The sequence below is a fragment of the Streptomyces sp. NPDC048462 genome (assembly GCF_043200175.1).
GTDB lineage: Bacteria > Actinomycetota > Actinomycetes > Streptomycetales > Streptomycetaceae > Streptomyces.
This window is the reverse complement of record NZ_JBICXG010000013.1, coordinates 59,040-81,633: the sequence shown is the minus strand read 5'-3', so window position 1 is coordinate 81,633 and position 22,594 is coordinate 59,040. Positions and strand designations below refer to the sequence as shown.

Genomic DNA, 22,594 nt, shown 5'->3' with positions numbered 1-22,594 from the left:
GGCGAGGCCCTTTCTCCTCATCTTCCTCGTGACGCGTTTCGCCACAAGACGGAATTGGCACCTTCCCCACCCGACCTCGCGGAAGGGGGTCCCCCCTGCTCGAGCGAAGTCGAGAGCTTGGGGGTGGGATGGTTGCCGGGACTTCAACGGGCCGTTCCCTCTGTCCCTCTGGATGAGCGCTATGGCACTGGATCATCGATCCAGGCGTTTATCGGCGGACGGACCCCGGCATGCCACGGCCATCTGCGTTGTTCAAGACTGTAACCGAAGCACCGGACTGTTGAGATAGTCGTCCGAACCGCGAGATGGATCACATACAGGGAGTATCGACCGTGCTGGAAGAGGTCGAACGCTGGCTGACCAGGCGTTCCTGGTCGTGCGCCGACCGCCCGCTGGAGCAGCTCCTGGCCGCCAGGGGAGGCGACCCGAGGCGCAGCCGCGTGAGTGTCGTACTGCCCGCGCTCAACGAGGAGGCGACGGTCGGGGACATCGTCCGCACCATCCGGCGCGAGCTCATGGAGAAGGTCCGGCTGGTCGACGAACTCGTGGTGATCGACTCCGGCTCCACGGACGCGACCTCCGAGGTCGCCCGCGAGGCGGGCGCCCGGGTGATCCACCGGGACGCGATCCTGCCCCGGCTGCCGGCTGTCCCCGGCAAGGGCGAGGTGCTGTGGCGGTCACTGCTGGTGACCGGCGGTGACATCGTCTGCTTCGTCGACGCCGACCTGAAGGACTTCTCGGCCGACTTCGTCTCCGGCATCGTCGGCCCGCTGCTGACCGACCCCTCGGTGCAGTTCGTCAAGGCGATGTACGACCGTCCCCTCGGGGACACCGCCGGTCAGGGCGGGCGGGTCACCGAACTGGTGGCACGGCCGCTGCTCAATCTGCACTGGCCGCAGCTGGCCGGCTTCGTCCAGCCGCTGGGCGGCGAGTACGCCGTACGCCGCTCGCTGCTCGAACAGCTGCCGTTCCCGGTCGGTTACGGAGTGGAGCTGGGGCTGCTCGTCGACGCCCTGCACACCGTCGGACTGGACGCGCTCGGCCAGGTCGACGTCGGCGTCCGCGTCCACCGCCACCAGGACGGCCGGGCGCTCGGCCGGATGGCGGCGGCCATCTACCGGACCGCCCAGCTGCGGCTGTCGCGCGGACATCTGGTCCGCCCCGCGCTGACCCAGTTCGAGCGCGGCGAGAACGGCTTCGTGCCGCACACCTACCCGGTGGACACCGAGGAGCGGCCGCCGATGCGCGAGATCGAGGAGTACGTCGCACGCCGGGCGGCATGACGCGGGACGGCGCGAAGCGGCGGCGGCTCTGCGGGACGACACCGTACGCACGTTTGGACGGTTCGGGATCGGGCTAGATTCCGCGCATGGTCTCCGAGCACGCCCCCCAGTCCGCCGCCCAGGTTCTCGTCGCGTCCAACCGCGGCCCGGTCTCGTACACCCTGCGCGACGACGGCTCGCTCGACGCGAAACGGGGCGGCGGCGGGCTCGTCTCGGGGCTGAGCGCGGTGGACGACAAGATGTGGGTCTGCGCCGCGCTCGGTGACGGCGACCGCGAGGCGGTACGGCGCGGGGTCGGTGAACCGGGCGTACGGATGCTCGACATCGACGCGGGCGTGCACGCCGACGCGTACAACGGCATCGCCAACTCGGTGCTCTGGTTCGTCCACCACATGCTCTACCAGACCCCGGTGGAACCCGTCTTCGACGCGGAGTTCCGCCGCCAGTGGGCGTCCTTCGAGGCCTACAACCTGGCCTTCGCCCAGGCGCTCGCCGAGGAGGCGGGCGTGGGCGCGGCGGTCCTGGTGCAGGACTACCACCTGGTGCTGGTGCCCGCCATGCTCCGCGACCTCCGCCCCGACCTGCGGATCGGCCACTTCTCGCACACCCCGTGGGCGCCCGTCGACTACTTCCGGATGCTGCCCGACGACATCGCGGAGCAGGTGCTGCGCGGCATCCTCGGCGCCGACCGGGCCGCGTTCCTGACCCGCCGCTGGGCGGACGGCTTCATCGGCTGCTGCACGGAGATCCTGGGCGGCACCGGCCGCACCCGCGTCGGCGTGCACGGGCTCGGCGCCGACGGGGACTTCCTGCGCCGGCGCGCGCACGAGGCGGACGTGGACGAGCGGATGGCGGCGCTGCGCGAGCAGGTGGGCCCCGGCCGCAAGACGGTCGTGCGGGTGGACCGCACGGAGCTGTCCAAGAACATCGTCCGGGGGATGCTCGCCTACCGCTCCCTGCTCGACGAGCGGCCCGAGTGGCGCGGCCGGGTCGTCCACGTCGCGTTCGCCTACCCCTCGCGGCAGGACCTCGCGGTCTACCGGGAGTACACCGCCGAGGTCCAGCGTGTCGCCGACGAGATCAACTCGGTGTACGGGACGCCGGACTGGACCCCGGTCGTCCTGCACGTCAACGACGACTTCGCCCGCTCGCTGGCCGCCTACCGGCTGGCCGACGTGGCGCTCGTCAACCCCATCCGGGACGGGATGAACCTGGTCGCCAAGGAGGTCCCGGTCGTCTCCGACCACGGCTGCGCGCTGGTGCTGTCGCGGGAGGCGGGGGCGTACGAGGAGCTGGCCGACGACGCGATCGCGGTGAACCCCTACGACGTGTCCGCCACCGCCGACGCCCTGCACGAGGCGCTGACGATGGCGGACGACGAGCGCGCCGAGCGCACGGAGCGCCTGGCCGAGGCGGCCACCGCGCTGCCGCCGCAGCAGTGGTTCCTGGACCAGCTAGAGGCGCTGCGCCAGGGCTGACAGGAATCCGACGACCGCTCCCGGCCCCGGCAGCAACAGGTCGGCGCGCGATGCCAGTTCGGGCACCTCCGCCTCGCCGCTGCAGATCAGCAGGCCGGGGGTGCCGTCGGGGCCCTCGGTGCGGAGCTTCTCCACGGCGGCGTACGCGGCCAGGTCTCCCAGGTCGTCGCCGGCGTACAGCACGGACTCGGCGCCCGTCTCGCGCACGTACTGGGTGAGGGCGACGCCCTTGTCCATGCCCGAGGGCCGCAGTTCCAGGACCATCCGGCCCGGTTCGACGATCAGGCCGTGCCGGGCGGCGAGCTCACCGAGGGGGCCGCGCAGGGCGTCGAAGGCGGCCTGCGGGTCCTGGGCGCGGCGGGTGTGGACGGCGAGCGCCTGCCCCTTCTCCTCTATCCAGGTGCCGTGCCAGGAGTCGAACCTGTCGAGGAAGCCGGGGAGTTCGGCCCGCACGGCGGCGACGCCGGGGTGCGGGGCGGGGGCGTGGACGGTGCCGGACACGGCGTCCCAGCGTTCGGCGCCGTAGTGGCCGAGGACGACGAGGTGGTCGAGGCCCGGCACTCCGGCGAAGCCGCCGTAGCGGACCGCGACGCCGGCCGGGCGGCCGGTGATCACGGCGATCGACGCGACCTTGGGGGCCAGTGCGGCGAGCGCCTCGACGGTCCCGGCGTGGGCGCGGGCCTGTTCGGGGTCGGGAACGATGTCCGCGAGGGTGCCGTCGAAGTCGAGCGCGATGACGGCGCGGTCGGGGCGGCCGAGGAGAGCGGCGAGGCCCTCCCGGCCGGCGGGGGTCGTCGGGGTCGGCAGGGATGGGGTGTGCGGGTGGCTGCCCATGGGCCGAGCCTATAGGCGGCGGCCCGCGCGCGCGGGCCCGACCGGGGCTCCGCCCCGCACCCCGCTCCTCAATCGCCGGAGGGGCTGGAAATGGCCGACCCCTCCGGCCCGCCACCCCCGCGCTCATCGCCGGCCGCGGCGCGCCTCTCGCACCCGACGCAGGCGGTTGACGGTGACCGGGTCCTCCGCCAGGGCCCGCCGGTCGTCCAGGAGGGCGTTCAGCAGCTGGTAGTAGCGGGTCGGGGAGATGCCGAGCCGCTCCCGGATCGCCCGCTCCTTCGCCCCCGGGCCCGCCCACGACTGCCGCTCGACCGCGAGCACCGCGCGGTCCCGGTCGGAGAGACCGGGGGCGGGCGGGCCGGGCTCGTCGGGGGCGTCCGGGGGGAGGGCGGTCATATCAGCCAATATATGGGGCGCCCGGCGGACCGCTACTCCGCGCTCTCCGCCGCCGTGGACTCCTGGGCTATGCGCTCCAGCACGCTCTCCGGCTTCGCGCCCGGCTCGACCGCCTCACCGATGTTCTTCTTGATCGACTCGCTGGCCTTGGCCCAGGACGTCTTGCCGACCGGGTAGAACTGCGCGTTCGGCAGAGCGTCCAGGAACTTGTACAGCGGCTTGTACTTGGGGTTGGTCTCCATCGAGGCCGAGGCGCTGTCGGTGACCGGCAGCAGGTCGTAGGTGTCCGCGAAGTCGATGACGTTCTTGTCGCTGAACATGAAGTCGAAGAACTTGCCCAGCTCGACCCGGTGGTCGTTCTGCTTGAAGCCCATGATCCAGTCGGCGACACCCATCGAGCTGTTGGTGGGCCCGGTGACACCGGGCAGCGGCACCATGCCGACGTCCACGCCCTTCTCCTGGGCCTCCTGCATCAGCGTCGGATGGCCGTTGAGCATGCCGACGTCACCGCTGGTGAACGCGGCGAAGGCCTTCGCCCGGTTGAGCTTGCCGGGGGCGACGGGGCCGACGAGGTCCTTGTCGACGAGGTGCGACTTCAGCCAGTCGAACGTCTTGATGTTCTCTTCCGAGTCGATGTTGTACGAGCCGACGTCGTCGGTGTAGCCACCGCCGCCGCTGAGCAGCCACATCAGCGTCTCGGCCTGGGACTCCTCCTGGCCGAGCGGCAGCGCGAAGGGGTACTTCACGCCGCGCTGCTTGAGCGCGACGGCGTCGGCGTCGATGTCGTCCCAGGTCTTCGGGGCGTTCAGACCGGCCTGGCTGAACAGCTTCTTGTTGTAGAAGAGCAGCCGGGTGCTGGCCACGAACGGCAGCCCGTACTGGATCTGGTTGACCCGGCCCGCGTCCGCGAGGACCGGCAGGAAGTTCGCCTGGGTGCGGACGCTGAGCATCTGGTCGGCGGAGTAGAGCTTCCCGGCCTTGGCGTAGTCCGCGTACGCGCCGATCTGCGCCATGTCGGGGGCGTTGCCGGCCTTCACCATCTCCGCGACCTTGCGGTCGATGTCCGTCCACGGCAGCACGGTCACGTCGACCTTGATGCCGGGGTGGGACGCCTCGAAGCTCCTGGCGACCCCGTCCCAGTACTTGTCGGACTTGTTCGCCTCGCCGGTGCCGTAATCGGCCGCGACCAGCTTCAGCGTGACATCGCCCCCGCCGCTCCCGCCGCCGCAGCCCGCCAGCGTTGCCGTCATCCCCAGAGCGGCGACAGCCGCCGTAAGTCCCAAGTAACGCCGCTGCACAGCCCAGTCCGTCCTCGTCGATCGCGTCATCCGTGGCACCCACGTCCGCGTGGGTGCGCTCCGGATGAGCTGCGATTTTGCCCCACCGCTTCCGAGGAGGTCTACACCACCCCGGTATCGCTTCGGCAACGCAGCAGCATTGCACGGGACGCAGAGTCACTGCTAAGTAGGTCTCGGTCAACCAGGGCCCGCCGCAAGGCCCTTAACCCTCTAATGGTCCAGACCTTTATACGCGCCCACGCCGCGAGGAGCCGTACCGCATGTCCCGTACCGCATCAGAAATTGCCACCCAGCCCAGCTGCTGGCGGCGTGCCGCCGAGGCGGGCGCGGTGGCCGAGGGGCTGCCGCGTCCGGGCGAGCGGGTCGCCGTCACCGGGTGCGGCACCTCCTGGTTCATGGCCATCGCCTACGCGGCGCTGCGTGAGGCGGCCGGGCAGGGCGAGACGGACGCGTACGCCTCTTCGGAGTTCCCGGCCGGGCGGTCCTACGACCGGGTCGTGGCCATCACCCGCTCCGGCACCACGAGCGAGGTACTGGCGCTGCTGGCCGCACTGCGCGGGAAGACGCCCACCCTCGCACTGACCGCCGACCCGGCGACGCCGGTCATGGACGCGGCCGACACGGTGGCGGTCCTGGACTGGGCCGACGAGGAGTCGGTCGTGCAGACCCGGTTCGCCACCACCGCACTCGCCTTCCTGCGGGCCGGCCTCGAAGCGTCCGGCCCGCTCCCGGCCGGCGTGAAGACGGTGGCCGAGGCCGCCGTGGACGCGGAACTGGCGGTGACCGAGCCGCTGGACGAGGCGGTGGTCGCGGCCGAGCAGTGGACGTTCCTGGGGCGCGGCTGGACCTACGGCCTGGCGCAGGAGGCCGGGCTGAAGATGCGCGAGGCGGCGGGCGCCTGGACGGAGTCCTACCCCGCGATGGAGTACCGCCACGGCCCGATCGCGATCACCGGGCCGAACCGGGTGGCCTGGGTGTTCGGCACCCTGCCGGAGGGGCTGGCGGGCGAGGTCGCGGGGGTCGGCGGGACGCTCGTGGCCCGTACCGGCACCGACCCGATGGCAGACCTGATCCGGGCCCAGCGGCTCGCGGTGGCGCTCGCGGAGTCGAAGGGCTACGACCCGGACCACCCGCGCAACCTGTCGCGCAGCGTGATCCTGCCGGGCAACCCGTAGGGGGCCGTCGGCCCCGTCGCCGCCGGGCTGCGGGGCCGATTTTGTATGGATGCGCAACAAACAGCGATAGTGGACTAGACCTTTTGGGGTCCGTCGGGCGAAACTGTTTCCCGTGAAACACGTCATCGCCCTCGATGTGGGCGGCACCGGAATGAAGGCCGCACTGGTCGGGGCCGATGGCGCCCTGCTCTACGAGGCACGGCGCGCGACCGGCAGAGAGCGCGGCCCCGACGCCGTCGTGGAGTCGATCCTCACCTTCGCGGCGGATCTGCGCGCGTACGGCGAGGAGCACTTCGGTGAGAGCGCTCTCGCCGCCGGTGTCGCCGTGCCCGGCATCGTCGACGCCGACAACGGCATCGCGCTCTACGCGGCCAACCTGGGCTGGCGCGACGTCCCCCTGCGCCGGCTGCTCGGCGAGCGGCTGGGCGGCGTCCCCGTCGCCCTCGGCCACGACGTCAGGACCGGCGGACTCGCGGAGGGCCGGATCGGGGCGGGCCGGGGCGCCGACCGCTTCGTCTTCATCCCGCTCGGCACCGGGATCGCCGGGGCCATCGGCATCTCCGGCTCCATCGAGGCGGGCGCCCACGGCTCGGCGGGCGAGATCGGCCACATCGTGATCCGGCCGGACGGCCCGGACTGCCCCTGCGGCCAGCGCGGCTGCCTGGAGACGCTGGCCTCCGCGGCCGCCGTCAGCCGGGCCTGGGCCGCCGCGTCCGGCGACCCGAAGGCCGACGCCGCGGACTGCGCCAAGGCCGTGGAGTCGGGCGACCCGGCGGCCCTGGCCGTCTGGCGCGACGCCGTCGACGCCCTCGCCGCCGGGCTGGTCACCGCGCTCACCCTGCTGGACCCGCGCACGCTCATCATCGGTGGCGGTCTCGCCGAGGCGGGGGAAACCTTGTTCACACCACTCCGTGCGGCCGTCGAGGAACGCATCACGTTCCAGAAGCTGCCCCACATCGTCCCCGCAGCCCTCGGGGACACCGCCGGATGCCTGGGCGCAGGGCTGCTCGCCTGGGATCTTCTCTCCACGGAGGTATCCGCCTGATGGCCGGACGCGCAGACAGCACGGTTCTCGCAGGTGCCCGGGTGGTACTCCCCACCGGCACCGTCGAGAACGGCCGGGTGATCGTCGAGGGCAGCCGCATCGCCGGCAGTGCGGCGGACGACGCACCCAGCATCGACCTCTCCGGCCACTGGATCGTCCCCGGCTTCGTGGACATGCACAACCACGGTGGCGGCGGCGGCTCCTTCACCTCCGGCACCGTGGAGGACGTCCTCACCGGCGTCCGCACCCACCGCGAGCACGGCACCACCACCCTGGTCGCCTCCACCGTCACCGGCGAGATGGACTTCCTCGCCGAACGCGCCGGCATCCTCTCCGAGCTCGTCGAGCAGGGCGACCTGGCCGGCATCCACTTCGAGGGCCCCTTCATCTCGCCGTGCCGCAAGGGCGCCCACAGCGAGGGCCTGCTGCGCCACCCGGACCCGGCCGAGGTCCGCAAGCTGATGGACGCCGCCCGGGGCACCGCGAAGATGTTCACGCTCGCCACCGAACTGCCCGGCGGCATCGAGTCCGTACGGCTGCTCGCCGAGCACGGCGTCATCGCCGCCATCGGGCACACCGACGCCACCTACGAGCAGACCGTCGAGGCGATCGACGCGGGCGCCACCGTCGCCACGCACCTCTTCAACGCGATGCCGCCCCTGGGCCACCGCGCGCCCGGCCCGATCGCCGCCCTCCTGGAGGACGAGCGGATCACGGTCGAGCTGATCAACGACGGCACGCACCTGCACCCGGCCGCCCTGCAACTGGCCTACCACCACGCGGGCGCCCACCGCGTCGCCCTGATCACCGACGCCATGGACGCGGCCGGCTTCGGTGACGGCCAGTACCAGCTGGGCCCGCTCGCCGTCGAGGTCAAGGACGGCGTCGCCCGGCTCGTCGAGGGCAACTCCATCGCCGGCTCCACGCTCACCCTGGACACCGCCTTCCACCGGGCCGTGACCGTCGACCGCATCCCGGTCGCCGACGTGGTGCGGTCCATCTCCGCCAACCCGGCCCGGCTGCTCGGCGTGTACGACCGGGTCGGCTCGCTGGAACCCGGCAAGGACGCCGACCTGGTGGTCCTGAACGCCGACTTCACGCTCAAGGGCGTCATGCGCAAGGGCGAATGGGTCCGGCAGCCGGTGCCCGTGGCGGTGTGACGGCCACCGGCCCGAGCCACTGACCCGAGCCGGCGGCCCGAGCCGGCGGGCCGGAAGCGGCGGGCTCATGCGGCGGTACGTAACGAAGAGACGGCGGTTGTCCCCCGGGTCTGGGCCCGCCGCCGGCTCTTTGGCATGATCGTCCGCGAACCAACCAGGAACAGCGCATTCCGCAAAGGAACGCGCGCGCAACACGTATCGAGGGGGCGGCCGAGGTGATCCTCACGGTCACGCTGAACACGGCACTCGACCTGACGTACGGCGTTCCCGCCCTCGTCCCGCACGCCAGCCACCGGGTCACCGATCTCTCCGAGCGCCCCGGCGGCAAGGGCATCAACGTCGCCCGGGTCCTCACGGCCCTCGGTCACGACAGCGTCGTCACCGGCTTCGCGGGCGGCGCCACCGGCTCCGTACTGCGCCGGCTCCTCGCGGACCTCCCGCCCGGCCGGGCCAAGCTCACCGACGCGCTCGTCCCGGTGGCCGGCGACACCCGCCGCACCCTGGCCGTCGTGGACGGGACGACCGGCGACACCACCCAGTTCAACGAACCGGGACCGCACGTCACCGCCGACGAGTGGACCGCCTTCCTCCGCAGTTACGAGGACCTGCTCACCGGCGCCGAAGCGGTCGCCCTGTGCGGCAGCCTGCCCCCCGGCATCCACGTCGGCGCCTACGCCGAACTGATCCGGCCGGCCCGCGCCGCCGGCGTCCCCGTCCTCCTGGACACCAGCGGCGAACCGCTGCGCCGGGGCATCGCCGCCCGCCCCGACCTCATCAAGCCGAACGCCGACGAGCTCGCCCAGCTCACCGGATCCCGCGAACCCACCCGCGCCACCCGCGACGCCCGCCGCCGCGGCGCGCACACGGTGATCGCCTCGCTGGGCCCGGAAGGCATGCTGGCGGTCACCCCCGACGGCAGCTGGCAGGCGTCGCCGCCGGCCGCCGTCAAGGGCAACCCGACCGGAGCCGGCGACTCCGCGGTGGCCGGACTGCTGTCCTCCCTCGTCGAGGGCCTGAGCTGGCCGGACAGGCTGCGACGGGCGGTGGCACTGTCGACGGCGACCGTGCTGGCCCCCACAGCGGGTGACTTCGACCGCGCGGCCTACGAGGAGCTGCTGCCGCGCGTCGCCATCGAGGAACACGCAGACGGAGCGGCCTGAGCGCCGCGCCCCCACCGGACCCTCACCGGGCCCGAGGAAACAACAGAGGTCAGCAATGCCGCTCGTCAGTACCGGTGAACTCGTCTCCGCCGCACAGGCCCAGGGACGCGGGATCGCCGCCTTCAACGTCATCACGCTGGAGCACGCGGAGGCCATCGCCACCGGTGCCGAGCGGGCCGGGTCCCCCGCCATCCTCCAGATCTCCGAGAACGCCGTGAAGTTCCACGGCGGCCGGCTCTCCGCCATCGCGGCCGCCGCCGCGGCCGTCGCCCGCACCTCCACCGCCCCGCTCGCCCTCCACCTCGACCACGTCGAGTCCGTGGAGCTGCTGCACCAGGCGCACGACGAGGGCTTCGGCTCGGTCATGTTCGACGCCTCCAAGCTCAGCTACGAGGAGAACGTCCGGACCACCGCCGAGGCCGTCGCCTGGGGCCACGAGCGCGGGATCTGGATCGAGGCCGAGCTCGGCAAGGTCGGCGGCAAGGAGGGCGAGACCCCGCTCGACGCCCACGCCCCCGGCGTCCGCACCGACCCGGCCGAGGCCGCCGCGTACGTCGCCGCGACCGGCGTGGACGCGCTCGCCGTCGCCGTCGGCTCCTCGCACGCCATGACCGAGCGCACCGCCGCCCTGGACCACGCCCTGATCGGCCGGCTGCGCGACGCCGTCCCCGTACCGCTGGTCCTGCACGGCTCCAGCGGCGTCCCGGACGACGAGATCCGCCAGGCCGTCGCCGCCTCCGGCATGGTCAAGATCAACGTCGGTACGGCCCTGAACACCGCGTTCACCGGCGCCGTCCGCGCCCACCTGGCCGAGAACACCACGGGCGTCGACCCCCGCAAGTACATCGCCCCGGGCCGCGAGGCGATGGCCGCGACGGTCGCCGGCTTCCTGGCCCTGATGGGCTGAACCCGTACACACGACGGCCCCCTCACCCGAAGGCGAGGGGGCCGTCGTGCGTACGGGTGGGGCGAGTCAGCGCGTCTGGTGACCGGCCTTCAGCGACAGCTGGTCCAGGTTGGCATCGCACTGGTCGCCGTCGTTGCAGGAGATCATCAGGGTGTTCGCACCCTTGCTGAGGTTGACGTAGGCGTACGTCTCCGTCCAGCCCTTCTCCAGATCGCCCTCGGGGGCGTTGGCGAAGTTCTTCATGTTGATGTCGCGGGGGTCCTCGGCGTTGACCGTGAGGGACGTCTTGGCGTCCTTGCCCGGCACGCCGTACGTCACGAACAGCGTGTACTCACCGGCCTCCGGCACCTCGACGGACCAGGTCGCGGACCGGCCGACGGCGTTGAGGTTGATGTACTGCCCGTTGTTGCTCTTGGCGCCCTTGACGGTGTTGTCGAGGCTCGCGTCGCCGCCGAGCTTGAGCGACGCCGCGTCCTGCTTCGGGAGCTCGGGGGGCGCCTCGGAGGTCTTGGACTGCTCGGGCTTCGGCGACTCCTCGACCTCACCGGCCGCGCCGGAGGAGGAGGACGCCGTGTCGTCGTTCTTCTTGTCCTTGTCGCCGTCGCCCGTCATCAGGGCGGCGGCGATGCCGATGAGCACGACCGCGACGACCGCGACGGCGCCGATCAGCAGGCCCTTGGTGTTGGGGCCGCCCTTGCCGGGACCGCCGCCGTTGCCACGGCCGCCCTGGTGCGGGACCTGGGTGGTGGGGGCACCGGGATACGTCTCCGGGGCCGCGTACTGCGCGTTCGGCTGGCCGTACTGGCCCTGGCCCTGCTGTGCGTACTGGCCCTGCTGCTGCCCGTACTGGGCGTTCTGCGCCTGCGGCGGGTAGCCGTAGGCCCCCTGCTGCGGCACCTGCTGGCCGTACTGGCGCTCACCGACGGTCCGCACCTGGTTGTACGAGGTGCGCGGCACACCGGGCTGCGCGGCGGGACCCGGGTAGCCGTAGCCGCCCTGACCCGGCGGCTGTGCGCCGGCCGCCCGCCCGTCCTCGTAGAGGTAGCCGAACGGGTCGTCGTCCTCGGGTGTGCTCGCGCCGTTGTTCCCGGCCATCCCTGGGTCACTCCTCACCATGTCGTCGGCCACTCGCCGTATACCGTCAGCCCACGCCGACCGGCCGAGCCTACCCCGAACGGACCAGCCCAAGAATTGCCGGAGGCGCCGCGGGAACCTGGGTGGGGTAAGCGCGCGACGGCCCGGCGAACCTCAGCCGGCCCTGCGGTGAACCTTCGACCGGGACCGCTTCTCGATGTACATCCGCTGGTCGGCGGAGCGCAGCACCTCTTCCGCGGTCATCCCGCAGGCGGCCCAGCCGATGCCGAAACTCGCCCCGACGCGCACCGCCCGGCCGTCGACCCGAATGGGCGGAATGATGGCGTTACGCAGGCGTACGGCCAGGTCCGCGGCGTCCGCCGAGCCCAGTCCGTCGGCGAGCACGACGAATTCGTCACCCCCGAGCCGGGCGACGGTGTCGCCGTCGCGGACACAGGTGGTGAGCCGGCGGGCGACCTCGATGAGGACCGCGTCACCCGTGTGGTGGCCGAAGCGGTCGTTGATCGACTTGAAGCCGTCCAGGTCGCAGAAGAGGACCGCGAGCCCCTTCGAGCCGTCGTCCTTCCCGGTGTCGGGTGCGACGGAATGCACATGGTGGTCGTACGGGCCGACGCCCGTCGCGGCGTCGAACCCGTCGACGGGGAAGCCGTGCACCCGGGCCTCGTCCACGTCGCCGTAGGCCGCGTCCAGCGCCTGCACGTCCGTGGACGCCATCGCGTGCGGGCGCTCGCAGAGCCGGGCGCTGAGCCGGGAGCGCAGCTCGGCGCTGTTGGGCAGGCCGGTGAGCGCGTCATGGGAGGCGCGGTGCGCGAGGTTCAGCTCGTGGCGCTTGCGCTCCTCTATGTCCTCGACGTGGGTGAGCAGGAAGCGCGGCCCGTCCGCGGTGTCCGCGACGACGGAGTTGCGCAGCGAGACCCAGAGGTAGGTGCCGTCCCGGCGGCCCAGCCGCAGCTCGGCCCGGCCGCCCTCGGCGGAGGTGCGGAGCAGGGTGCCGATGTCCTCGGGGTGGACCAGGTCCGCGAAGGAGTAGCGGCGCAGTACGGAGGCGGGGCGGCCGAGCAGCCGGCACAGGGCGTCGTTGGTGCGCAGCAGCCGGCCGTGCTGGTCGCCGCCCATCTCCGCGATGGCCATGCCGCTGGGGGCGTACTCGAAGGCCTGGCGGAAGGATTCCTCGCTGGCCCGCAGCGCCTGCTGTTCCCGCTCCAGGCGGACCAGGGCGCGCTGCATGTTGGCCCGGAGCCGGGCGTTACTGATGGCGATGGCCGACTGGGAGGCGTACATCTGGAGGGCCTCGCGGCCCCACGCGCCGGGGTGGCGGCCGTTGCGGGGGCGGTCGACGGATATGACGCCCAGGAGGTCGGAGCCGCCGCCGGAGGCGTACATCGGGGCGTAGAGCCGGTCCTGCGGGTGCCACTCGTCCTCGAAGCGGGGCTCGGGGCCCTCGGTGTGCCACTGCGGGACGTCGTCGTCGAGGAGGACCCAGCCGTCGGTGTGCGGTATGAAGCGGAGCTCGTCCCATATCTCGCCCATGGCCAGCCGGCGCTCCCAGGAGGTGCGGGAGCCGACGCGGCCGGTGATCAGGGCCTCGGCGGCGCTGTTCCCGGCGAAGGCGGCGACCACGAGGTCACCGTCGGGACGGACGAGGTTGACGCAGGCCAGCTCGTAGCCGAGACCAGCGACGATTCCGTCGGCCACGGTCTGCAGCGTGTCGGCCAGGCTCCGCGCCGTGTTGAGATCGGCCACGGCCTGGTGCAGCTGCCGCATCGTCGCAAGGCGGACGTACGGCTCCGACTCGGCCTCCATCGCTCGCACTCCCCGAGACCTCGACAGCACTCCAGGTTTCATATCGGCGTACTTAACGTACTTACTGCAGTGTCACGGCCACTGAATCACAGTGAGCTGTGCACCCGGTACACAGGGTCAACAAATATCGCGCTCTGTGAGACAAGTCACAACAGATAGTAAAGGACTCCATGCCGGTCCTAGGACCCGGCTGGTCCCCTGGCCCGATGCGCCGCCGTCCCGTGCACGACTAGCGTGCCCGGTGTGTTGCAGACGAAGCCCTCCACCCCGCGTTCCCGGCCCGTCCCCCATGCTGAGGGGGTGAGCAACGACGAGTTCCGTGGTGCCCTCGCCCGGCTGGCCGCCGGCGTGGTGCTGGTCACCGCACAGGAGCCGCCGCTCGACGAGCACGGGCGCGGCGAGGACGTCGGCATGACCGCGACCGCGTTCATGTCGGTGTCGCTGGATCCGCCGCTGGTCATGGTGAGCCTGCGCAACGACTCACGGATGGACGACCTGCTGGCCGAGCAGCCGCTGTGGGCCGTCTCGGTCCTGTCGGAGAGCCAGCGGCACATCGCCGGACGGTTCGCCATGAAGGGCCGGATCAGTGACCGGCTGCTGTTCGAGGACATCCCGCACGTGCGCGGGGAGATCAGCGGGGCGCTACTGGCCGACGGCGCGCTCGCCACGCTGGAGTGCCGCACGGAGCAGCGTGTCGTGGCGGGTGACCACACGCTGGTGATCGGACGGGTGCTCGGTGCGCAGCTGCCGGCCCAGGAGGGCGGCCCGCTGACGTACTTCCGCGGGCGCTACCGGCAGCTGGGCTGACCGCCCCGCCGGCGGACGGCCCGTTCACCGGTCGCGGCCGGTGTTCACGGTGCCGCGGCCCGTTCACCAGTCGCGGCCCGAGCGGCCGCGCTTGGTGTCGCCGCGCTGCTTCTTCTCGCGCAGCCTGCGCTCGTTGATGCCGCGCGGGATCTTGCGCTTGCGACGCGGCTTGGGGGGCGGCGCCGTGGCCTCGGCCAGCAGGGCGGTGAGCCTTACGGCGGCCGTCTCGCGGTTGCGCCACTGCGAGCGGTGCTCCGAGGACCGTACCGACACCACCCCGTTGACCAGCCGGCTCTCCAGCCGCTCCAGGGCGCGCTCCTTCCACACCTCGGGCAGCGACTCGGTCGCCGCGAGGTCGAAGCGGAGCTCGACCTGGGAGTCGGTGGTGTTGACGTGCTGCCCGCCGGGCCCGGAGGACCGCGAGAAACGCCACATGAGCTCGGCCTCCGGCAGGGAGACCGCACCGCGGATGACATAGGGCCCGGACATGACACCCATGTTCCCCGGCCCACCGGGTGTTCGTCACCTTCTTTACGGACTGTCCCGCAGTCGCGCCCAGCCGCGCCCGGCGCCGGTTCGGCAAAGAAAGCAAAGGCGGAAGGAACCTCTCGGTCCCTTGTCCGCGTTATGGAGGGTGACGGTAGCTTCGTGACGACACGAAGCCCGCACACGACAGATGAAAGGGACTTCCCATGGCAGTAAGCCTGTCCAAGGGCGGCAACGTCTCCCTCACCAAGGAGGCCCCCGGCCTCACCGCCGTCACGGTCGGCCTCGGCTGGGACGTCCGTACCACCACCGGCACGGACTTCGACCTCGACGCCTCCGCGATCGCGGTCAACACGGCCGGCAAGGTCTTCTCCGACGGCCACTTCGTCTTCTTCAACAACAAGGCGACGCCGGACCAGACCATCGTGCACACCGGTGACAACGTCACGGGTGAGGGCGAGGGCGACGACGAGCAGATCAACGTCAACCTGGCGGGCCTTCCGGCCGACATCGACAAGATCGTCTTCCCGGTGTCGATCTACGACGCCGAGACCCGCAGCCAGAACTTCGGCCAGGTGCGCAACGCCTACATCCGCATCCTCAACCAGGCCGGCGGCGCCGAGATCGCCCGCTACGACCTGAGCGAGGACGCCGCCACCGAGACCGCCATGGTCTTCGGCGAGCTGTACCGCAACGGTGCCGAGTGGAAGTTCCGCGCCGTCGGCCAGGGATACGCCTCCGGCCTGCGCGGCATCGCCTCGGACTTCGGCGTCACTCTCTGACGCTCCGTCCCACCGCTGCACGGGAGCCCCCGGCCGAACGTCCTGCGGCCGGGGGCTCCCGCGCGTCCGCGTACCACTGACCGAGACCAATGGGGCGTACGACACGCGGTGTTGCCCAACTGCCGGAAGTCCGCCGGATAGCGGACACAGACGTACCCCAGTCGGACAAGAACTGGTCAAAGAATTGTGAGGTAATTGTTGGTACACCGTCAATGTCGGTCATTCGGTGGCACGCTCTCCGCTCGTAACCCCCCACGGAACGAGCAACGGAGAACCCATGACCCCCCACATGAACACCCGTCGCGCCGCAGCCCTGGCCGCCGTGGCCGCGATGGTCGTCGTCGGAGTGCAGACCGGTACCGCGAACGCCCGGCCGGCCGCTCCCGACAACGGCTCCTCCGCCTCATCCCCCGCCTTCAGCGCCGCCGCCGCGCGCACCACGGCCATCAAGTCGGCGCAGACCGACGCCTCTTCGACCGCCGCCACGCTGAAGCTCGGCGGCAAGGAGAAGCTGATCGCCCGTGACGTGATCAAGGACGCCAAGGGCACCGTCCACACCCGCTACGAGCGCACCTACGCCGGACTGCCCGTCATCGGCGGCGACCTCGTCACCCACACCGCGAGCAACGGCAAGCTCAAGAGCGTCACCAGGGCGACCGACGCCAAGATATCCGTGCCGTCCACGACGGCGAAGATCAAGACGGTGGCCGGTGCCCGCAAGGTGATCTGGGCGGGCGGCTCCAAGCCCGTCCTCGCGCTCGAATCCGTGAAGACCGGGGTCCAGAAGGACGGCACCCCGAGCCGCAAGCGCATCCTCACCGACGCCATCACCGGCAAGGTCCTGCACAGCTACGAGGAGATCGAGACCGCCGGCGTCGGCAACAGCCAGTACAGCGGCAAGGTGGAACTGTCCACCACCGAGTCCGGTTCCGGCTTCGACCTGACCGACGGCGACCGCGGCGGCCACAAGACGTACGACCTGAACCAGGGCGAGAGCGGCACCGGCGACCTGGTCACCGACGACGACAACACGTGGGGCGACGGCACCGGCAACGACCGCCAGACCGCCGCGGTCGACGCCCACTACGGCGCCGCCGAGACGTGGGACTTCTACAAGGACGTGCTCGGCCGCGACGGCATCGCGGGCGACGGCAAGGCCGCGTACTCCCGGGTCCACTACGGCGACGCGTACGTCAACGCGTTCTGGGACGACAGCTGCTTCTGCATGACGTACGGCGACGGCGCCGACAACAAGAGCGCCCTCACCGGCCTCGACGTCGCCGGGCACGAGATGAGCCACGGACTGACCTCGTCGACCGCCAACCTCGACTACGTCGGTGAGTCCGGCGGCCTCAACGAGGCGACCAGCGACATCTTCGGCACCTCGGTGGAGTTCTTCGCCGACAACGCCACCGACGTCGGTGACTACCTCATCGGCGAGAAGATCGACATCAACGGCGACGGCACCCCGCTGCGCTACATGGACAAGCCGAGCAAGGACGGCGGCTCGGCCGACTACTGGTCCAGCAGCGTCGGCAACGAGGACGTGCACTACTCGTCCGGTGTCGCCAACCACTTCTTCTACCTGCTGGCCGAGGGCAGCGGCGCGAAGACCATCAACGGCGTCGACTACGACTCCCCGACCTCCGACGGCTCCACCGTGACCGGCATCGGCCGGGACAAGGCCATCCAGGTCTGGTACAAGGCCCTCTCCGAGTACATGACCTCCTCCACCGACTACGCGGCCGCCCGCACCGCGACCGAGAAGGCCGCGACCGACCTCTACGGCGCGGACAGCGCCGAGCTGAAGGCCGTCGACGCCGCCTGGGCCGGCGTCAACGTGAAGTAACAACCGCCACGTTGCTCCAGGGAGCCGGTCAGCCGTCCGCGGCGGGCCGGCTCCCGCCGTACAGCCAGTCCTTCCACAGCTCCGTCAGATCGAGGCCGGTCGCCTTCTCCACGTACGCGGTGAAGTCGGCCGTGGTGGCGTTGCCGTGGTGGCGGGCCTTCGTCCAGCCCGCGAGCAGTGCGAAGAACCGCTCGTCGTCGTCCACCGCCTCACGGACCTTGTGGATCACCATGGCGCCCCGCCCGTACACCGGCGGGTCCGAGATGTTGGACGCGGACGGCGGATCGGCGGGCGGGAAGGCCCAGTTGTCGTCGTCCGCATAGGCCTCGTCGAACGACTCCTGCGCCGGGGTGTCCTCCTTCTCCTCCTCCCACAGCCACTCCGCGTAGGTCGCCAGACCCTCGTTGAGCCACATGTCCCGCCAGCTCGCGGGCGTGACCGAGTCGCCGAACCACTGGTGCGCCATCTCGTGGACGAGCAGCCCGACGCTCGGCGGCCCGGGGAAGAACGGCCGGTTCTGCGTCTCCAGCGCGTACCCGGCGTCCCCCTTGCGCTCGACGATCGCGCCGGTGGCGGAGAACGGGTACGGGCCGAAGTGCGCCGCCTCCCACTTGACGACCTCGGGGACCCGGGCCAGCGTCGCCGCGCTCGCCTTCGCCGACTCCGGGTCCACCGCGGTGAACACCGTGATGCCGCCCGTCATCGTCGATGTCTTCGTCTCGAACCGGCCGACGGCCAGCGCCGCGAGATAGCTCGCCATCGGTTCGGCGGTGTGCCAGCGGTAGGTGGTGCGGCCGTCCGCGGTGGCGGGCCGGCCGGCGAGCACACCGTTGGAGACCGCCGTGAGCCCCTCGGGCACGGTGACCGACAGGTCGTACGTGGCCTTGTCGCTCGGGTGGTTGTTGCCCGGGAACCAGGCCATCGAGCCGGTCGGCTCCCCCAGCGCCACCGCTCCGTCGGCGGTCGGCAGCCAGCCCTCCTCGGAGCCGTCCGGGTCGGTGATGGTCTTCGGGGTGCCGGAGTAGTGCACGACCGTACGGAAGGTGCGGCCCCGGCGCAGCCGGTCCTGGACCTCGATGTCCGGACGCAGCGTCAGCTCGTCGGCCGCCCGGCTGACGGCGGCGGGGCGCCCCTCGACCGAGGCCGACTCCACCTTCAGCCCGGCCAGGTCGAGGTTGAACGAGCTGAGGTCCTGGGTGGCCCGCGCGGTGATCCGGGCCGTACCGCGCAGCGTCTTCGCGTCCTTGCCGACATCGAGCGTGAGGTCGTAGTGCGTGACGTCGTAGCCGCCGTTGCCGAGCCTGGGGAAGTACGGATCGCGCACCCCGGCGGCGCCCGGCTTTCCCCCCACCCCGCTGGCGCCCGCGGTGCAGGCCGGGGCGAGGACCGCCAGGGCGAGGAGCAGCACGGCGATCCTGGCCGTGCGGGGTGCGTGTGCGGCACGGGGGGTGCGTGCCGGGCGGGGTGCGTGTGCGGCACGTGCCGTACGGGGCGTGCGTGCCGGGGCGGCTTGATCCAGATCCAGATCCACGCCGATGATCCTATGTGCGGAATGTCGGAGTAGGGGGATGCCCGGACCGTGCCGTCCGCCGGAGCCCGCCCGTACGGTGCCGGAGTACGCGATCCCCGACGGCGTCGACCGCTTGCCGGGCTCTCACCGGGTGTCCCGCAACAACGCCGCGATCTCCGCGAAGCCCCGGCGCTCCGCGTGCTCCAGTGCCGTGACCCCGTCGGCGTCCGGCAGCTCCGGCGTCGCACCCGCCGCGAGCAGCAGCTCGACGATCTCCCGGTGCGCCCGGCCCCCGTCACCGAGGATCACGGCCTCCAGCAGGGCCGTCCAGCCGAGCCGGTTGACGTGGTCGACGTCGATGTCGGTGGCCCGGAGCAGCTCCCGTACGTAGCCGACATGGCCCCGCTCGCTCGCCGGGATCAGCGCGATACCGCCGAACCGGTTGCGGAGCTTCAGATCGGGCCCGGCCGGCAGCAGCACGCGCAGCATCGGGACGCTGCCGGTGACGCCCGTGGCCAGCCACGGGCTCTCCTCGCGCCGGTCCTGCGCGTTGGGGTCGGCGCCCGCCGCGACGAGCAGCCGGGCCACCTCGACGTGCTCCCCGTGGACGGCGAGCAGCAGCGGGGTGCGCAGCTCCTCGTCGCGGACGTCCACCCGGGCGCCGCCCTCGATCGCGGTCCGCACCCGGTCGGGGTCGCCGGTGCGTGCGGCGTCGAGCAGCTGGTGATCGAGGGCGTTCATATGTGTCTCCCGGGGTTGATCCGACTACGTGGCGGGCTACTTGGTGAGCGCGGCGGCGCCGGCCTGCGCGAACTTCTCGTCGAGGTCGCCGCTGGGCGCCCCCGCCACTCCGATGCCCGCGACCGGAGCACCCTTGACCTGCACCGGGGCGCCGCCCGCGAGGAACAGGGTGCCAGGGATGTCCTTCAGGTTCGGGGTCTGGGCCAGCCGCTTGACCAGCTCGGAGGTGGGCGCGTTCCAGGACACGGCGGTGTACGCCTTCTTCTCGGCCGACTCGTACGCCTGCGGGCCCGCGCCGTCGCCGCGCAGGGTGACGATGGTGTTGCCGTTGCGGTCGACGACGGAGACGGCGACCTTCTGGTGCTCCTTCTCCGCCGCGTCCAGGGCCGCCTGGGCCGCCTTCGACGCGGCGTCCACGGTCAGGTGCGTGGACTGCTGGAGGTTCCGGTTCGCGGTGTCGGCCTTGACGGTGGTGGCGGGCGCGGCGGCCGGGGCGGAGGCGTTCGCGGACACGGCGCCGAGGGTGCCGGCCCCGAGGGCGGCAGCGGCGACGGCACCGGTCAGGACGCGGGTGCGCAGCGACATCTTCATGGTGGGCTCCTCTGGAGTGGCCGTGGGTGTTCCTGCGTTCTGAGATCAATGCTCCGGCCGGTCCCGTGGCCGTACGGTCGGCGTACCGGCTGGACACCGCACGCGGTACGGCTGACGGCCCCATCGGCCGATCGGTTGATGCGGGCCGGGTCCTTCGGGGTGACGATGGAATGTCCGCGCAGGTCAGCAGCGGTGGCGCAGAACGGGGCACGACCCGCAGAAGGGGGTACGAGGTGGAGCAGCGAAGCCGCTCGGCGCGGGACACCCGCCGGGCCGACGACGACGGCACACGCGCCCTCTCCCTGCGGCGAAGCCGGTCTGCGGGCGTTGCCGGGCAGTCCGGCGACCCCGACACCCGGGGCCTCTCCCTGCTCATGCACGCCGCGTTCTTCCTGCTCCTGGGCGCCTCGCTGACCCGGTTCCTGCTGCGCCACCCCGGCGAGGCCCGCACTCCGTGGATCATCGGGCTGTCCGTCGCGCTGGCCGTCCTGTACGTGATCGGGCCGGTGCTCGGGTCCCGCCCGACCCCGCGCAGCCTGCTCTGGCTGGGGGTGCTGGTCGCTGTCTGGATGGTGCTGGTCGTCCTCGCGCCGAGCTTCGCGTGGTGCGCGGTGCCGCTCTTCTACACCGGGCTGCGGATCCTGCCGCCACGGGCCGCGCTCGCCCTGGTCGCGCTGCTCACCCTGTTCGTCGTCGCCGCGCAGCTGCGGCTGGCCGACGGCTTCGACCCGAACCTGATCCTCGCGCCGCCCGCCGTCGCGGCCGTCGCGACCGCCGTGTTCGTCCACATGCAGCGCCAGGCCGTCACGCAGAACGAACTGATCGACGACTTGCTGCGCACCCGCCGCGAGCTGGCCGCCACCGAACGGCGCGAGGGCACCCTCGCGGAGCGCCAGCGGCTCTCCATGGAGATCCACGACACCCTCGCCCAGGGCCTGTCCAGCCAGCAGATGCTGCTCCAGGCCGCCGACCGCACCTGGGACACCGATCCGGCGACCGCCCGCCGCCACATCCGGACCGCCACCGGCATCGCGGAACGCAACCTCGCCGAGGCCCGCCGCTTCGTCCACGACCTGGCCCCCGCCGACCTGGCCGAGGGCGGCGGCCTGGACGCGGCGCTGCACGCCTTGGCCGCCCGCGAGACCGCGCAGGCGCAGGGCCGGCTGACCGTCCGCTGCCACGTCGAGGGCGCACCCCACACCGCGCTGCCCGGCCGGGTGCAGTCCGCGCTGCTGCGGATCGCCCAGGGCGCCCTGGCCAACGTGACCGAGCACGCGGACGCCACCGAGGCCGCCCTGACCCTCACCCACCTCGACGACCGGACCGTCCTCGACATCGCGGACAACGGACACGGCTTCACGCCCACGGAGCCGGGCGGGGCGCCGAGGGGTGTACGCGGCCACGGGCTGCCCGCGATGCGTGCCCGGCTGCGTCAGCTGGGCGGCACCCTGACCATCGAGTCCGCGCCCGGCGAAGGCACCGCGGTGACGGCCACCGTCCCCCTCACCCCCCAGGACCCCGCATGACCGCCACCCACTCGCCCGTCCGCATCCTTCTCTGCGACGACCACGCCGTCGTACGCGCCGGACTCCTGGCCCTCCTCGGCAGCGAACCCGACATCGAGGTCGTGGGCGAGGCGGGCAGCGGCGACGAGGCTGTCGCCCTGGCCACCCGTCTCACCCCCGACGTCGTCCTCATGGACCTCCAGCTCGGCGCGGGCATCGACGGCGTCGAGGCGACCCGCCGGATCGTGGCCGCCGCCGCCGGCGCCCACGTCCTGGTCCTCACCACCTACGACACGGACGCGGACATCACCCGCGCCATCGAGGCCGGTGCCACCGGCTACCTGCTGAAGGCCGAGCGCCCCGAGGAACTCTTCGCCGCGATCCGCTCCGCCGCCCAGGGCCGCACCACCCTCTCGCCGCCCGTCGCCAGCCGCGTCATGGCCCGCATGCGCAAGCCGCTGCCCACCCTCACCGACCGCGAACGCGACATCCTCGGCCAGCTCTCCCGGGGCCTGGGCAACCGCGACATCGCCCGCGCCCTGTTCATCAGCGAGGCCACCGTCAAGACCCACCTGGGCCGGATCTACGACAAGCTCGGCGTCGACACCCGCGCCGGAGCCGTCGCCGTGGCCAAGGAGCAGCGGCTGCTGCCGTGAGGGCTGCGGGCTGCGGGCCGTCCGGCGTCACCC

The 22,594-nt window shown here is 72.0% G+C and carries 21 protein-coding genes and 1 riboswitch; of the genes, 12 read left to right on the top strand and 9 right to left on the bottom strand.

The window, feature by feature from the left end:
* Positions 1–14: 14 nt before the first annotated feature.
* Positions 15–179: riboswitch (SAM riboswitch) on the bottom strand.
* 153 nt (positions 180–332) lie between these two features.
* Positions 333–1,283, top strand: coding sequence for a glucosyl-3-phosphoglycerate synthase (locus ACGFU6_RS22205; RefSeq protein ID WP_393613373.1), 951 nt, complete (start codon positions 333–335; stop codon positions 1,281–1,283).
* A gap of 86 nt (positions 1,284–1,369) precedes the next feature.
* On the top strand, positions 1,370–2,761 hold the full coding sequence (locus ACGFU6_RS22200; protein WP_393613139.1) for a trehalose-6-phosphate synthase: 1,392 nt from the start codon (positions 1,370–1,372) through the stop codon (positions 2,759–2,761).
* Here ACGFU6_RS22200 and otsB read toward each other — a convergent pair.
* The 3 genes from otsB to ACGFU6_RS22185 all read right to left on the bottom strand — a co-directional run bounded on the left by otsB (position 2,738) and on the right by ACGFU6_RS22185 (position 5,241).
* Complete coding sequence (gene otsB, locus ACGFU6_RS22195) at positions 2,738–3,595, bottom strand: trehalose-phosphatase (RefSeq protein ID WP_393613137.1); 858 nt, start codon at positions 3,593–3,595, stop codon at positions 2,738–2,740. The genes ACGFU6_RS22200 and otsB overlap by 24 nt on opposite strands.
* A gap of 123 nt (positions 3,596–3,718) precedes the next feature.
* Complete coding sequence (locus ACGFU6_RS22190) at positions 3,719–3,991, bottom strand: DUF3263 domain-containing protein (protein ID WP_393613135.1); 273 nt, start codon at positions 3,989–3,991, stop codon at positions 3,719–3,721.
* 32 nt (positions 3,992–4,023) lie between these two features.
* Complete coding sequence (locus ACGFU6_RS22185; RefSeq protein WP_393613133.1) at positions 4,024–5,241, bottom strand: extracellular solute-binding protein; 1,218 nt, start codon at positions 5,239–5,241, stop codon at positions 4,024–4,026.
* Positions 5,242–5,549: 308 nt separating this feature from the next.
* Here ACGFU6_RS22185 and ACGFU6_RS22180 point away from each other — a divergent pair, with 308 nt between their 5' ends.
* From ACGFU6_RS22180 to ACGFU6_RS22160, 5 genes are all read left to right on the top strand, one after another.
* Positions 5,550–6,464 carry an SIS domain-containing protein gene (locus ACGFU6_RS22180; RefSeq protein WP_393613131.1) on the top strand — a complete coding sequence of 305 codons (915 nt, stop codon included), beginning with the start codon at positions 5,550–5,552 and terminating at the stop codon, positions 6,462–6,464.
* Positions 6,465–6,576: 112 nt separating this feature from the next.
* Entirely contained in the window at positions 6,577–7,509 is a 933-nt protein-coding gene (locus tag ACGFU6_RS22175; RefSeq protein WP_393613129.1) for an ROK family protein, read from the top strand.
* Complete coding sequence (nagA, locus tag ACGFU6_RS22170; protein ID WP_393613127.1) at positions 7,509–8,669, top strand: N-acetylglucosamine-6-phosphate deacetylase; 1,161 nt, start codon at positions 7,509–7,511, stop codon at positions 8,667–8,669. Before ACGFU6_RS22175 ends, nagA begins: the two co-directional genes overlap by 1 nt.
* Before the next feature lie 215 nt (positions 8,670–8,884).
* Positions 8,885–9,829, top strand: a complete 945-nt coding sequence (locus ACGFU6_RS22165) for a 1-phosphofructokinase family hexose kinase (RefSeq protein ID WP_393613125.1) — start codon at positions 8,885–8,887, stop codon at positions 9,827–9,829.
* A gap of 55 nt (positions 9,830–9,884) precedes the next feature.
* Positions 9,885–10,736: a ketose-bisphosphate aldolase gene (locus tag ACGFU6_RS22160; protein ID WP_393613124.1), complete on the top strand. Its 852-nt coding sequence runs from the start codon at positions 9,885–9,887 to the stop codon at positions 10,734–10,736.
* A gap of 66 nt (positions 10,737–10,802) precedes the next feature.
* On the opposite strand, the gene ACGFU6_RS22155 is transcribed toward ACGFU6_RS22160, so the two are convergent.
* Positions 10,803–11,831 carry a carbohydrate-binding protein gene (locus tag ACGFU6_RS22155; RefSeq protein ID WP_393613122.1) on the bottom strand — a complete coding sequence of 343 codons (1,029 nt, stop codon included), beginning with the start codon at positions 11,829–11,831 and terminating at the stop codon, positions 10,803–10,805.
* A 153-nt stretch (positions 11,832–11,984) separates the two neighbouring features.
* Positions 11,985–13,634 (bottom strand): diguanylate cyclase CdgB, encoded by a 1,650-nt coding sequence (gene cdgB / locus ACGFU6_RS22150; RefSeq protein WP_393613120.1) that lies wholly within the window; start codon positions 13,632–13,634, stop codon positions 11,985–11,987.
* Between the two features lie 300 nt (positions 13,635–13,934).
* Here cdgB and ACGFU6_RS22145 point away from each other — a divergent pair, with 300 nt between their 5' ends.
* Positions 13,935–14,441, top strand: a complete 507-nt coding sequence (locus ACGFU6_RS22145) for a flavin reductase family protein (protein ID WP_393613118.1) — start codon at positions 13,935–13,937, stop codon at positions 14,439–14,441.
* Between the two features lie 63 nt (positions 14,442–14,504).
* Here ACGFU6_RS22145 and arfB read toward each other — a convergent pair whose 3' ends face one another.
* A complete protein-coding gene (arfB, locus tag ACGFU6_RS22140; RefSeq protein WP_123524532.1) occupies positions 14,505–14,939 on the bottom strand; it encodes an alternative ribosome rescue aminoacyl-tRNA hydrolase ArfB in 435 nt (144 codons plus the stop codon).
* Positions 14,940–15,133: 194 nt separating this feature from the next.
* Between arfB and ACGFU6_RS22135 the strand changes: the two genes are divergently transcribed.
* Both ACGFU6_RS22135 and ACGFU6_RS22130 read left to right on the top strand, forming a co-directional pair.
* Positions 15,134–15,709 (top strand): TerD family protein, encoded by a 576-nt coding sequence (locus tag ACGFU6_RS22135; RefSeq protein ID WP_393613116.1) that lies wholly within the window; start codon positions 15,134–15,136, stop codon positions 15,707–15,709.
* A 277-nt stretch (positions 15,710–15,986) separates the two neighbouring features.
* Positions 15,987–17,558: a M4 family metallopeptidase gene (locus tag ACGFU6_RS22130; RefSeq protein WP_393613114.1), complete on the top strand. Its 1,572-nt coding sequence runs from the start codon at positions 15,987–15,989 to the stop codon at positions 17,556–17,558.
* 28 nt (positions 17,559–17,586) lie between these two features.
* Here ACGFU6_RS22130 and ACGFU6_RS22125 read toward each other — a convergent pair whose 3' ends face one another.
* The 3 genes from ACGFU6_RS22125 to ACGFU6_RS22115 form a co-directional block, all read right to left on the bottom strand.
* Positions 17,587–18,966, bottom strand: a complete 1,380-nt coding sequence (locus tag ACGFU6_RS22125; protein ID WP_393613371.1) for a M1 family metallopeptidase — start codon at positions 18,964–18,966, stop codon at positions 17,587–17,589.
* Positions 18,967–19,212: 246 nt separating this feature from the next.
* Positions 19,213–19,809, bottom strand: a complete 597-nt coding sequence (locus tag ACGFU6_RS22120; protein WP_393613112.1) for an ankyrin repeat domain-containing protein — start codon at positions 19,807–19,809, stop codon at positions 19,213–19,215.
* Positions 19,810–19,845: 36 nt separating this feature from the next.
* Positions 19,846–20,400, bottom strand: coding sequence for a heme-binding protein (locus tag ACGFU6_RS22115; protein WP_393613110.1), 555 nt, complete (start codon positions 20,398–20,400; stop codon positions 19,846–19,848).
* Positions 20,401–20,570: 170 nt separating this feature from the next.
* On the opposite strand from ACGFU6_RS22115, the gene ACGFU6_RS22110 reads away from it, so the two are divergent.
* Both ACGFU6_RS22110 and ACGFU6_RS22105 read left to right on the top strand, forming a co-directional pair.
* Positions 20,571–21,926, top strand: coding sequence for a sensor histidine kinase (locus tag ACGFU6_RS22110; protein ID WP_393613108.1), 1,356 nt, complete (start codon positions 20,571–20,573; stop codon positions 21,924–21,926).
* Positions 21,923–22,561 carry a response regulator gene (locus ACGFU6_RS22105; protein ID WP_393613107.1) on the top strand — a complete coding sequence of 213 codons (639 nt, stop codon included), beginning with the start codon at positions 21,923–21,925 and terminating at the stop codon, positions 22,559–22,561. The genes ACGFU6_RS22110 and ACGFU6_RS22105 overlap by 4 nt, the downstream gene beginning before the upstream one ends.
* Positions 22,562–22,594: the final 33 nt, after the last annotated feature.